The sequence below is a fragment of the Humibacter albus DSM 18994 genome (assembly GCF_000421825.1).
Lineage (GTDB): Bacteria > Actinomycetota > Actinomycetes > Actinomycetales > Microbacteriaceae > Humibacter > Humibacter albus.
Genome location: NZ_ATXT01000016.1, coordinates 103,906 through 115,659 on the forward strand (window position 1 = coordinate 103,906; position 11,754 = coordinate 115,659).

Annotated in this window: 12 protein-coding genes; 7 read left to right on the forward strand and 5 right to left on the reverse strand. The window is 66.9% G+C overall.

Annotation, left to right across the window (positions count from 1 at the left end):
* Positions 1 to 77: 77 nt before the first annotated feature.
* Positions 78 to 1,505 carry a MocR-like transcription factor YczR gene (gene yczR, locus H623_RS0111935; protein WP_022901163.1) on the reverse strand — a complete coding sequence of 476 codons (1,428 nt, stop codon included), beginning with the start codon at positions 1,503 to 1,505 and terminating at the stop codon, positions 78 to 80.
* Between the two features lie 61 nt (positions 1,506 to 1,566).
* Here yczR and yczE point away from each other — a divergent pair, with 61 nt between their 5' ends.
* Positions 1,567 to 2,271: a membrane protein YczE gene (yczE, locus tag H623_RS19575; protein ID WP_022901164.1), complete on the forward strand. Its 705-nt coding sequence runs from the start codon at positions 1,567 to 1,569 to the stop codon at positions 2,269 to 2,271.
* Positions 2,272 to 2,316: 45 nt separating this feature from the next.
* On the opposite strand, the gene H623_RS0111945 is transcribed toward yczE, so the two are convergent.
* A complete protein-coding gene (locus H623_RS0111945; RefSeq protein ID WP_022901165.1) occupies positions 2,317 to 3,105 on the reverse strand; it encodes a MerR family transcriptional regulator in 789 nt (262 codons plus the stop codon).
* 186 nt (positions 3,106 to 3,291) lie between these two features.
* Between H623_RS0111945 and H623_RS0111950 the strand changes: the two genes are divergently transcribed.
* From H623_RS0111950 to H623_RS0111965, 4 genes are all read left to right on the forward strand, one after another.
* Entirely contained in the window at positions 3,292 to 4,149 is an 858-nt protein-coding gene (locus H623_RS0111950; RefSeq protein ID WP_022901166.1) for a DUF4097 family beta strand repeat-containing protein, read from the forward strand.
* The gene (locus tag H623_RS0111955) at positions 4,146 to 4,766 is read left to right on the forward strand and encodes a PadR family transcriptional regulator (RefSeq protein WP_022901167.1); all 621 of its coding nucleotides are present in this window, start codon (positions 4,146 to 4,148) and stop codon (positions 4,764 to 4,766) included. The genes H623_RS0111950 and H623_RS0111955 overlap by 4 nt, the downstream gene beginning before the upstream one ends.
* A gap of 112 nt (positions 4,767 to 4,878) precedes the next feature.
* Positions 4,879 to 7,050: an APC family permease gene (locus tag H623_RS19580; RefSeq protein WP_022901168.1), complete on the forward strand. Its 2,172-nt coding sequence runs from the start codon at positions 4,879 to 4,881 to the stop codon at positions 7,048 to 7,050.
* 124 nt (positions 7,051 to 7,174) lie between these two features.
* Complete coding sequence (locus H623_RS0111965) at positions 7,175 to 7,633, forward strand: hypothetical protein (RefSeq protein ID WP_022901169.1); 459 nt, start codon at positions 7,175 to 7,177, stop codon at positions 7,631 to 7,633.
* Between the two features lie 28 nt (positions 7,634 to 7,661).
* Here H623_RS0111965 and H623_RS0111970 read toward each other — a convergent pair whose 3' ends face one another.
* Positions 7,662 to 8,726 (reverse strand): NAD(P)-binding domain-containing protein, encoded by a 1,065-nt coding sequence (locus H623_RS0111970; protein ID WP_022901170.1) that lies wholly within the window; start codon positions 8,724 to 8,726, stop codon positions 7,662 to 7,664.
* A 153-nt stretch (positions 8,727 to 8,879) separates the two neighbouring features.
* Between H623_RS0111970 and H623_RS0111975 the strand changes: the two genes are divergently transcribed.
* Positions 8,880 to 9,083 carry a DUF3073 domain-containing protein gene (locus H623_RS0111975; protein ID WP_022901171.1) on the forward strand — a complete coding sequence of 68 codons (204 nt, stop codon included), beginning with the start codon at positions 8,880 to 8,882 and terminating at the stop codon, positions 9,081 to 9,083.
* A gap of 376 nt (positions 9,084 to 9,459) precedes the next feature.
* Positions 9,460 to 10,215 (forward strand): HAD family hydrolase, encoded by a 756-nt coding sequence (locus H623_RS19585; RefSeq protein ID WP_084485962.1) that lies wholly within the window; start codon positions 9,460 to 9,462, stop codon positions 10,213 to 10,215.
* Between the two features lie 59 nt (positions 10,216 to 10,274).
* On the opposite strand, the gene H623_RS21135 is transcribed toward H623_RS19585, so the two are convergent.
* Together H623_RS21135 and H623_RS0111990 are read right to left on the reverse strand one after the other, a co-directional pair.
* On the reverse strand, positions 10,275 to 11,261 hold the full coding sequence (locus tag H623_RS21135; RefSeq protein WP_051143219.1) for a hypothetical protein: 987 nt from the start codon (positions 11,259 to 11,261) through the stop codon (positions 10,275 to 10,277).
* Complete coding sequence (locus H623_RS0111990) at positions 11,258 to 11,695, reverse strand: PadR family transcriptional regulator (protein ID WP_245558986.1); 438 nt, start codon at positions 11,693 to 11,695, stop codon at positions 11,258 to 11,260. Before H623_RS0111990 ends, H623_RS21135 begins: the two co-directional genes overlap by 4 nt.
* Between the last annotated feature and the right edge of the window lie 59 nt (positions 11,696 to 11,754).

An 11,754-nucleotide genomic window follows, 5' to 3' on the forward strand; every position in this document is an offset into this window, starting at 1 on the left:
CGACGGCGGGCCTGACCCGGCAGCGGGCCCGGCTCGGCAGCGGGCCTGACTCGACGGTAGGGCCTGGTCCGACCGGCTCAGACGACCGCAAGCATCCCGGGCTCGGGCAGCGGATGTCTCGTCGCCGCCGGCCACGCCCGTTTCAGCGCCGCGATCGCCCGCTCCACCTGCGCCGGCGACGACGTGAGCGGCATGCGCAGGTAGCGCTCGAAGGCGCCGTCGACGCCGAAGCGCGGTCCTGCCGTGATGAGCAGCCCCTCACTGCGCGCGCCGAGCGCGAGCTGCGAGCTCACGGGCGCTCCGATGTTCACCCAGGCGGAGAGCCCGCCTTGCGCATGAGGAACGTTCCAGTCCGGGAAAGTCTCGGCGGTCAACCGCTCGATGGCATCCCGGCCGGCCGCCAATGCCGCACGACGTTCCTCCAGCAGTTCGTCGTACTGCTCGAACAGGGCCGCGACCACGAGCTGCTCGAACACGGGCGTGCCCAGGTCCATGTTCGCGCGCACCGCGTGCAGTCGCCGGATCATCGAGCGCTCGGCGCGGATCCAGCCGATGCGCAGTCCGCCCCACATGGTCTTGCTGGCGGAGCCGACGGTGACCACCTGCGCACCGTGCGCGGTCGCGGCAAGCGGCGGGTGGGCATCCGGTCGGTCGATGTCGAGTTCGGCCGGCGTCTCATCGGCGACCACGACGGTGCCTTGGGCCGCCGCCGCATTGAGGACGCGCCGACGCGCCGCCTGCGACATCGAGCGCCCGGTCGGGTTCTGGAAGTCCGGCATCAGATAGGCGAGCACCGGGCTGGTACGGCGAGTCACGGATTCGAACGTGTCGACGTCCCAGCCGTCGGCCGAATCTACGGAGACCGGTGTCGTGACGATGCGCGCGCCGGCCGCCCGCAACGAGTCGTACGCGTGCGGATACGTGGGCACCTCGATCAGCGCCCGGTCGCCGCGGCTGACGAGCGTGCGAGCGAGCAGCACGATCGCCTGCTGAGCCCCGACCGTGACGAGCACCTCGTCGGGGCTGGTCGTCAGTCCGCGCTGCGTGTACCGCCGGGCGATCGCCTCCCGCAGCACCGGCAGGCCGACGGTGTCGTACCCGGTCTCGCCCAGCAGCGGCGAGACGAGCTCGGAGGCACGACGCACGGCATCCGGCATGCGCGAGGGCGCCGGAGGGGCGGCCTTCGTGAAATCGAGCAGACCCGGGTCGTGCGCAGCGGACGAGCCGGCGCTGCCGGGAAGCGTCGTGCGCGTGCCCGATCCCTGCCGGCTGACCGCGAATCCCTGATCGCGCAACCTCTGATACGCGGCCGTGACGGTCGTGCGGCTCACCTCGAGTTGCGCCGCGAGCTCGCGCTCCGCCGGCAAGCGCACGCCCGCGAGCACCCGGCCGTCCATGACCAGCAGTCGGATGCGGTCGGCGAGCGCTTCGTACGATGAGCGTCCGTCGCGCCATTCTCCGAGCAGCTCGATGAGGAACCGAGTGCCGATCGTCGTCGTGGCCATCAGGCCACTTTAGCCGAATTGGCTATTTCGGTACAGGCCAATTCATCGATTGGATGCGTATATGCAGCCAATCCGTCTCCCCGCCCTGTTCGCGAGTTCCCGGCCCGCGACCGCAGCGCGACGGATGACCCAGTTGCTCGTCGGCCTGTTCTGCTACGGCATGGCGATCGCGCTGATGATGCAGGCGACGATCGGCATCGAGCCGTGGGACGTGCTGGCGCAGGGCATCACGCTGCACACCGGCATTCCGTTCGGTCTGGTCACGAACCTCGTGGGCGGCGTCGTGCTGCTGTTCTGGATCCCGCTCCGTCAGCGCCCCGGCCGGGGCACCGTGCTCAACGTGCTGCTGATCGGTCCGTCGGCGCAGTTCGGCCTCTGGATCGTTCCGCAACCCGGTGAGCTGTGGGCACGCATCCTTCTCTTCGCCGCCGGGCTGTTGCTGATCGCCGCGGCGTCCGGCCTCTACATCGGCGCCCACTACGGACCCGGACCGCGTGACGGCCTGATGACCGGACTGCACGCCCGCACCGGGCGACCGATCTGGCTCGTGCGCGGCGCCATCGAAGCGACGGTGCTGCTCATCGGCTGGCTGCTCGGCGGCAACGTGGGCTGGGGCACGCTCGCCTTCGCCGTGTGCATCGGACCGCTCGTGCACGTGGCGATCCCGCTGTTCGCGCTTCGCGTCGAGGATGCCCCGAACAGCCGCCGTGAATCCGATCACCGCCGACCTCGGGTCGAGCCCGTCGAGACCCCGCCCGCGCGTTGAACGGAATCCGGCCCTGATGACTCGACCGGCGGTGGTCCGCCGGCGCTACATCGTGTCGGCGTAGACGCGGAACGCGTCGCGCACGTACTCGGCACCCTCGGTGCCGCCGTAGTTCGCTGCGAACCGATCATCGGAGACGTACATGTCGCCGTAGCCGAGCAGTGCCTGCGCCGTGACCGTGGCACCGGTCGCCGGTGCTGACAGGTTCAGCCAGTCCACGTGACGTCGCACGATCTGCTGCACCCGGGCATCGGCCGGGTCGACGCCGTCGGCACGCGCCGAGGCGTAGTCCGCGGCGATGTCGAGGTGCTGCTGCTGGAACGCCCGCTTCTCCTCGTCGGTCTTCGAGCGCCACCACGAGTCGCTCTTCGCGTACGCCGCAGCGCCCCACTTCTGCTCGACCTCCTGCTTGTACTGCGTGTGGTCGAAGCCGTCGAATGCCTTCTCCGCCATGATCCGATCTCCGTTCTCGAGTGCGTGGATAGTGGACGACACGGATGCTTCCTGCCGAGCCAGCCGCTCCTGCTCGCTGCGCAGCCATCCGAGGTGGTGCCGCAGTGCCGCGACCTCGTCGCGCTCGCGATCCAGCACGGCGCCGATCTCCGGGAGCGCGAGTCCCAGGTCGCGCAGCAAGAGCACGCGCTGCAGGCGCACGAGTGCGGACGAGTCGTAGTAGCGGTAGCCGTTCGCGCCGACGCGGGTCGGCTTCAGCAGCCCGATGTCGTCGTAGTGGCGCAAGGTACGGCTGGTTGTTCCGACCAGCCGCGCCAGCTGCTGGATCGACAGTTCGGCGAACTCGTCGACCGAGCGGGCGGCATCCGATTCGCTCTTCATGACAACGACGCTAGAGGTTGACGCAACGTCAATGTCAAGCGGCGCACGCGGCTCGTTGTTGCAGTTTCGGTAGACGCGATATATCGTGTCTTCATCGGCACGCGATATATCGTGTTACACGACCCGGACATCCGGTCCCGATCGCGGCCCGCACACTTCGCCAGTTCAGAAAGAGGAGACGGCACCATGGCACAGGAACGCTGGATCGTGAATCCGGGCGAGAGCAAGACCATCGACCTCGAGGTGGTGCGCAAGCTCAAGGTGAGCCTCATCGGCGGCCAGGTCGACGTGATCGGTCACGACGAGCCGAGCGCGCGCGTCGAGGTCAACGACGTCGTGGGCAAGGAGCTCAAGATCACGATCGACGGCGACACCCTCGAGGTCGACCACCCGCAGTGGCGCTGGGACAACTTCATCGACGTGTTCCGATCCTGGCGCGGCAAGGCGCGGGCCGAAGTCACGATCCTCGTGCCCCGCGACGTCGACCTGAAGCTCGGGGTCGTCTCGGCGACGGCGCTGGTGAGCGGACTCGTGACCGACGCCAAGCTCAACACGGTGAGCGGCGAGGTCACCGCCGACGGCATCATCGGCGACCTCGATCTGAACACCGTGAGCGGTGAGCTGACGGCCAGAGACCATCGCGGCGAGGTGAACGCGCACACCGTCTCCGGCGACGTGACGGTGGCCGGCAACGTGCCGAAGTTCACGGTCGACGGCGTGAGCGCGAACATCTATCTCGACTTGTCCGGTGCCCCGTACGAGGTCCGCTCCAACTCCGTCTCGGGCGACCTCACGATGCGCGTCGACGAAGGACTCGGCGTGCGCTACCGCCTCAACACTGTCAGCGGCGTCGCCCATCTCGACGGCACCACGATGGTTCGTGGCTCCATGGGCAAGACGTTCACCCACGAATCCGACTCGCACGACGGCCACTGGCTCGACGTGAACCTCAGTTCGGTCTCGGGAAACATCTCGGTGGTGCGCCGGCCCGCGGGCGCCGCCGAATCGACGCACACCACGGATGCCTCGAACGGAGCGGCATGACCCCCGCCGTCTTCTCGCACGGCAGCCTGCGCCTCTACCTGCTCAGCCTGCTCGATGAGTCGCCCAAGCACGGCTACGAGCTGATCCAGGCGTTGACCGACCGGTTCGGCGGAACCTACAGCCCGAGCGCCGGCACGATCTATCCGCGCCTGGCGAAGCTCGAAGAAGAAGGGCTCGTCACCAAGACGTCGATGGGCCGCAAGAGCGTCTATGCGATCACGGATGCGGGCCGCGACGAAGTGCGGGAGAGGGCATCCGATCTCGACGACATCGAGCACGAGGTCACCGATTCCCTTCGGCGGATGGCCGACGAGGTGCGCTCCGGCGTGAACCAGGCGATGAAGAGCCTCCGCGCCGAGTTGGCCGCGGCCGCGCGGGAGTCGAAGCAGGACGCCGAGCAGCAGGGCCGGGTCCGCGATGCACGGCCCGACCCGCGTGTGGAGTCGCGGTTCGCTTTGCGCGAGGCGGAGATCGTGCTGAACGAGTTCCGACAGCAGGTGCGCGCGGACCTGCGCGAGGCATCCGCCCGCCACGGCATTCCGGATGCCACGGTCGCCCAGCTCCGCACGTCGCTCGCCGAGGTGCGTGCGAATCTGCTGAGTCGTCTGCGGGCCTGAGCGCCTCGGCCGCGCCCGCGCTGAGCCGCCCGCCTGCGCCCGTCTGTGCGTTCTCAAAGGGTGGGAAGCCCCCGGGTTGACAGCGTTTAGGCAGGTAGTAGTGTCATGCCTCGTGACAAATGAGGGGCGTGCCCCCGGGTTAGACAGTCGCTCCGCTAAGCGGTGGCTCATCGGGGAACCTCTACCCAATGAGAAGCTCGAGGGGCAGCTCCTCCCGAAGCACCTCGCGCTCCCGATCTTCGCGAGCGACGCACTCTCGTCGGTGGCGTACGCGCCCCAGGAGCTGATGATGGTGCTCCTCATCGGAGGGGCCGCCCTGCTCGCCTACTCGCCTTGGATCGCCCTCGCCGTCATCATCCTGATGCTCACGGTCGTCGCCTCGTACCGCCAGCTCGTCAAGGCCTATCCCTCCGGCGGCGGCGACTACGAGGTCGCCCACAAGAACCTCGGCGAGAAGGCCGGCCTCATCGTGGCCTCCGCGCTCCTGGTCGACTACGTGATGACGGTGGCCGTCTCCGTCGCCAGCGGCGTCGACAACATCATCTCGGCCCTCCCGTTCCTGAGCGAGTTCCGCGTGGAGCTCGCCGTGGTGTTCGTCGCGCTGATCGCAGCGGCGAACCTGCGCGGGGTGCGCGAGGCCAGCAAGGCCTTCGCGATTCCCACCTATGTCTTCATCGGCAGCATCGGCCTCATGATCGTCACCGCGCTGATCCGCACGGCGCTCGGTTTCGCGCCGGTGGCGGAGTCGGCCCACTACGCGGTCAAGGCCCAGGACGTCACCCAGGCCGCGATCGTCCTGCTCCTGCTGCGCGCATTCTCGAGTGGATGCTCCGCCCTCACCGGTGTCGAAGCCGTCGCCAACGGAGTCCCCGCCTTCCGCACCCCGAAGATCCGCAACGCCCGCACGACCCTTGTTCTCATGGGCAGCATCGCGGTGTTCCTCTTCGCCGGATTGATGACGATCGCACTGATCAGCGGCGTGCACTACGCCGAGAACGGATGCGACCTGATCGGGTGGAAGCAGTGCGCCACCCAACCGCAGCGGTCTCTGATCGCACAGCTGGCATCCGCCACCTTCGGCAACAACTCGATACCGTTCTTCATCATCCAGGCAGCGACCGCCGTGGTTCTGCTGCTGGCCGCGAACACCGCGTTCAACGGATTCCCGCTGCTGGGTTCCGTGCTGGCGCGCGATTCGTATGCCCCCAAGGCCATGTCGACGCGCGGCGACCGCCTCGTGTTCTCGAACGGCGTGATCGCCCTGGCGCTCGCCGCGATCCTGCTGCTGATCATCTACCAGGCGAACCTCACGAACCTGATCCAGCTCTACATCATCGGCGTGTTCGTGTCGTTCACGCTCGGACAATCAGGAATGGTCAAGCACTGGATCACCCTGCTGCGGGACACGGAAGCGCGACGGCAAGCGAAGGACCGCACCACGATCATCCGCAGCATGTCGATCAACGCGTTCGGCGCCCTGCTGACGTTCAGCGTTCTCGTCGTGGTGACGATCACCAAGTTCACGCACGGGGCGTGGCTGGTGTTCATCATGATGCCGATCCTGTTCCTGCTCATGCTCGGCGTGAACCGGTACTACCGCGACGTGGCGAAAGAGGTGGAGGTCGACCCGACCACCACGTTCGGCGCTCGCGGTGATCACGCGATCGTGCTCGTCGGCAAGATGCAGAAGCCGGTGCTCAAGGCCCTCGACTACGCGATCGCGGCGCGCCATCAGTCGATCGAGGCCGTGCACATCTCCGTCGACGAGGCCGCCACGGATCTCGTGCAGCAGCAGTGGCACGACATGAACATCCACGTGCCACTCACCATCATCGAGTCGCCCTATCGCGACTTCGGCGTGCCGCTGATCAAGTACATCCGGCACCGCCGCGAGGAGCACGGCTCCGAGATCACCACCGTCTATCTGCCGCAGTACATCGTCGGCCACTGGTGGGAGACGCTGCTGCACAACCACCGGGCCCGGCGCATCTCGCGTCAGCTCATGCTGGTGCACGGCGTGACGATCGCGCTCGTCCCCTGGTTGCTCGACTCGTCCGAGCTCATCTACGGCCGACGGTCGCGGCCCCTGCCCGGCCAGGACCGACGTGGTGAGCCGATTCCGATCCGCGCCATCCCGCGCCGACCGCTCGCACCGGCGACGCCCACTGCGGCCAAGCGCGGTGCACGGGATGCCTCGGCTGCGGCCGCCGAGGTCACTCCCGCTCGCGGCGCGAAGCGCCCGACGCGGAACGGTGGCACCACGGGCGGCAAGCCCGACCGCTGACATCGGCGAGCGCCCGGGCGCTTCACCGTGGCTCCGAGGAGTGACGCCGATCTCATGCCCGGGTAGCACCGGTTACCTCCGACGGTGGACGCGGCGACCGCAGTTCCTTCTCCAGAGTGGAGACATGCACAAGCGTTCTCACCCACACCTCGTCCGCACAGCCGCCGCTCTCGCCCTCCTCGGCGTGGTCTCGCTCACCGGCTGCAGCGCCCTCTTCGGGCCAGACGCGCGCAAGAGCTACCTCGTCTTCGACGACAAGAGCGAGGCGGTGAACGAGGATGCCGCCGACATTCCGACCTGGATTCCCGACGATGCGACCGACATCGTTGTCGACATGCCCGCGCAGGGCTCCGCTTACCTGATGCGGTTCTCCTCGGCGGCTGGCGTCCCGGTGTCGGCCGCGTGCTCCGCCGGCCCGAACGGCTCACCTCTCACCCCGACGATCGATGCGGACTGGTGGCCGAGCCCGGCGCCGACCGCCGACCGCCGCCAGTGCGGCCAGGACCAGGCTGCTCGCTCGGGACACGAGTGGTACGTGTGGGTGAATGCGGGCTCCCCCGACACGACGCCGACGGCGTCATGACCTGCGCTGCCCGGTACCGCGCGTTGCGTCAGAGCTGCGCCATGATCTGACGCGCGATGATGCGGCCCGAGCGGTTCGCGCCGATGGTCGACGCGTACGGCCCGTACCCCGCGAGGAATACGCGTGGGTCCGTCCATACCTGACCGGACTCGACGGTGACTCCGCCCTCTCGCTCGCGCAGCTTCAGCGGGGCGAGATGGCGGAGCTCGGGACGGAACCCGGTGGCCCAGATGATGGCGTCCGCCGACGTGAACGAGCCGTCCGCCCATCGCACTCCGTTTGGCTCGACGCGCACGAACATCGGGCGCTCTTTGAGCAGTCCGCGGGAGATGCCTGCCGCCACCTTGCGCGTCAATGGCACTCCCGTCGAACTCACGATCGATGGAAGGGACTGACCGGCGCGCGCCGCGGCATCCGCATCGCGCACCGCGGCGACGCCGCCCTCGATGGTGCGCACGTGGTCGGTGCTGTAGTCGATCGGACGACGGGATGCCCACGACACCGTTGCCGCCACGCCCTCCAGCTCCAGGAGGAACCCGACCGCGCTCGTGCCGCCGCCGACCACGACGACGTTCTGGCCGCGGAACTCCTCCGACGAGACGTAGCCGTTCGTGTGCACATGCCGCCCGCGGAATGTACCTGCGCCGGGATAGTAGGGCACGAACGGCGACCCCCACGTGCCGGTCGCGTTGACGAGCACCCGCACGGCGGTCTCACCCTCGGAGTGCCGCAACACGAGGTCCGCACCCCGGTTGACGACCGAGGTGACTGCCACCGGCCGGTGCACGGCGAGGCCGAAGTGATCCTCATAGCGCCGGTAGTATCCGGCGACGATGTCTTTGGCGGGCAAAGACCGGTCCGCGGTCTCGAAGCTGATGCCCAGTTCGGCCATGCCGGGCAGGTCGTTCACCTTGTGGGCACTGCCCATGCGCAACCCGTCCCACCGGAACTGCCAGGCTCCGCCGGTGCTCGGACTCCGGTCCAGAACGACGAAGTCGACGTCGGCATCCAGCTGAAAACGCCGCAGATAATAGGCGACCGCGAGGCCGGCTTGACCGGCCCCGATGATCGCCACTGCGGCGTCGGAGGGCACTGGGGACACGCTATATACCATCACGAAGGACTGTGAGCGCGCACCAGGGCTGATCAGGCGCCCCATGCTAAACTCGTCGGTAGTTTTTGTTCCCATCCAAAGTCCCGTGCGAGCGTCGAACGCCGCGGGCCTGTCATCGTGAGGGGGTCTCGCATGGGGCGCGGCCGTCAGAAGGCGAAGCACACCAAAATCGCTCGCGAGTTGAAGTCGTACAGCCCGACTGTCGACTACGACCAGTTGGAGCGTGAACTCACCGGGCACTCGCACGACGACGACCGGTACGCGGCGTGGTCAGACTACGAGCCGGAGGGCGAGCAGGCCGACGACTACGAGCACCAGGAGCGTTCCGCGGGCTGACCGACAGTCACGACGCAGCGCGCATCCCGCGACGGGGTGCGCGTTTTGCTACGCGCTAGCCGTCACGGGATGCGATTGATGAATCCGCGTCAAACTGAGACTTGTTCGCGAGACCTGAGACTGCAGAGCAGCCAGGATCGACTTGGAATCCCGGGGTTCCATGCCGAGGGCGACGAGCCGTCACGCTGCGCGGCGCGGTCTTGCCAGGCTGTCGACACACCCCCGCATAGCGAACAGTCGCCCCACTCACGGAAACGATGTTGCGTAAAGGGTCCCCATCACGGTGCATTTATTCGTGCGGGGTATACGTGCATACCTCTCAGCAGTTGATGACTGCGTTCGACCCGGACTGCCTGCCGCGCGGTGAAGGACCGGCTTGCGTGCCATCAGTATCACGCTGGCCCTTCGCCATGGATGCCCCATACTGGCGGGTGTGACCTATCGCGGCATCCTTCTGGACTTCTACGGCACGGTGGTCGAAGAAGACGACCTGGTCGTGCGGGCGATCGTTGACAAGCTCGCCGACGAACATCCTGGCGTGTCGGGACGGGACCTCGGACATCTGTGGTGGGACGGCTTCTCGTCAACGCTCGCTGCAGCCCACGGGCGCACGTTTCGTACTCAGCGAGACTTGACGATCCAAGCTCTGGGTGCAGTTCTCGATCAGCTTGGCAGCGACCTCGACCCAGTTGAGCTGACACAGGAACTCTTCGACTTCTGGAGGAGGCCCGCGCTGCTGCCCGGTGCGGCCGAGTTCCTAGCTTCATGCCCCGTGCCCATCTGCGTGGTCTCGAACATCGATTCAGCCGACATCCGCGCGACGATCACGCATCACGGCCTATCGTTGCCCTTGGTCGTCACCAGCGAAGACGTGCGCTCCTACAAACCACGGCCAGAGCTGTTCGAGCGAGGCCTCGAACTATTGCAGCTCGAGCCCGGCGAGGTTCTCCACATCGGAGACTCATTGACATCCGACATCGCCGGAGCGAACGCGCTCGGGATCGACGTGGCATGGGTGAACACCAAGGCTCGCGAGGCCCCAGCCTCCGCCCGCATCCGCCAGCACATCACCGACCTGCGCGAGGTTCTCCTTGACGTTGGCGTGGAAGCCTCTGCGTCGGCCGTCCGGTAGAAAGCCCGATACGCGATCCCGTTGCGGACAGTCCGTCGCCCGGCCGGTGCGCGCTGGGCTTACTGGGGGTTGATCGTTATTTCCTCTGGTGGTGTTGCCCGGGACGCGTGTCGTGTCATTCGGACGACGGCGGCAGCTGCTGTTGCCGTGTATCCGAGTGCGAGGACGACGAGGTAGATCTGGTCGCGTCCGAACCAGCCGTGAGCGGCCGACAGCGTGGCGAACGGAATGCTGACCAGCACGATGACTGCTCCAACCTTCGCGCGTCGGATGAGTGTGAGCAACGCTGCAGCAAGCAGGGCGATCAGGCATCCGAAGTACGCCAGTGCGGGCTGAATGACCGCGTCGAAAAAGGTCAACGTGCCGTAGGGGTAGCCGGAGACAACATGAGCGAGTGGCAATGGGCCGAACACGGCCGTTGAGATGAGGAAGGTCACCAGCCAGCCTCCGGCGCTGATCAACGCAACTCGTCGCCGAGGGGCCGCGGACAGCAACGCCAATAGTGCGATCACGCATGCGAAGAACGCGGGCGTCGCGCGCAGGAATCCGAATTGGCCGATTCCCCAGTGCGCCAATGCCATCACGGCAAGGGAAGCGATGATCGTCGCTCCGAGGAGGCTGCGGTACAGCCAGTCGGGCGCGATGACCGATGCGAGCATCGCGGTGAGGGCCAGTCCGGCAACGATGACGAACGGGCTGAGGAAGTGACCGAAGGTCTGGGTGAACTGTTCGAGGACTACGCGATTCGCGCCGCCCCAGGGCGCCCACTCAAAGACGACTCCCGCGAACAACGCAAACGCGCCGAGCAAACCGACCAGGATCGACGACGCAAGACGCTGAACCTCGCGCGGAACCAATGCCTCGCCTCTGGCGACGAGTCCTCCCGTAACGATCCCCACCTTCTCGAGGACGGTCAGCCGATCCCGACCCTCCGCGTCGGCGAGATCCAGGAACGTGCCCAGCATCGCCGCTCCGTTCTCCTCACACCAACGCTTCGGATACCAGATCGACCAGCGGTGGAAGTCCCGACTCAACCGCACGCTCATGCCGCACCGCCGGCAAACCCCGCCGCGCGACGAGCATCCAGCCGCTCCTTCGCCACACGGGATTGGGTCGCCAACCGATCCGCTTCGGCACGTAACACCTGCGCACCAGCATCACTCAACGCGAAGTACCGGCGCAGCCGACCATCCACCGTCTCGTCGCCTGCACGAATAATCAGCCCGTCCGAGGCCAACCGATCCAAGGCCGCGTACAGCGAACTGACCTTCAACCGCACCCGACCCCCGCTGAGCTCTTCAGCTTCCCGGATAATCGCATACCCGTGACGCCTACCACCAGCCAAGACCATCAAGATCGACAACGCCGGATCGCCCAAAGACTTCGTCTCCATGCCGTCAATATGCTCCATAAAATGGAATATGGCAAGTGCGAGAAGCATCGAACACCGCGCCGCGACAGAATCCCAGCCCTCGGCCACGCAAGAGAATGAAGTGCGGATGGGGATCCCCTTACGTGCATGTTGCGAGGACGGATGCG

Excerpts from the sequence above, each read along its gene's own strand:
- H623_RS0111945 (WP_022901165.1), bottom strand. The coding sequence starts at position 3,105 with ATGAAGAGCGAATCGGATGCCGCCCGCTCGGTCGACGAGTTCGCCGAA.
- H623_RS0111965 (WP_022901169.1), top strand. The coding sequence starts at position 7,175 with ATGCACAAGCGTTCTCACCCACACCTCGTCCGCACAGCCGCCGCTCTC.
- yczE (WP_022901164.1), top strand. The coding sequence starts at position 1,567 with ATGCAGCCAATCCGTCTCCCCGCCCTGTTCGCGAGTTCCCGGCCCGCG.
- yczR (WP_022901163.1), bottom strand. The coding sequence starts at position 1,505 with ATGGCCACGACGACGATCGGCACTCGGTTCCTCATCGAGCTGCTCGGA.
- H623_RS0111955 (WP_022901167.1), top strand. The coding sequence starts at position 4,146 with ATGACCCCCGCCGTCTTCTCGCACGGCAGCCTGCGCCTCTACCTGCTC.
- H623_RS0111950 (WP_022901166.1), top strand. The coding sequence starts at position 3,292 with ATGGCACAGGAACGCTGGATCGTGAATCCGGGCGAGAGCAAGACCATC.
- H623_RS0111975 (WP_022901171.1), top strand. The coding sequence starts at position 8,880 with ATGGGGCGCGGCCGTCAGAAGGCGAAGCACACCAAAATCGCTCGCGAG.
- H623_RS21135 (WP_051143219.1), bottom strand. The coding sequence starts at position 11,261 with ATGAGCGTGCGGTTGAGTCGGGACTTCCACCGCTGGTCGATCTGGTAT.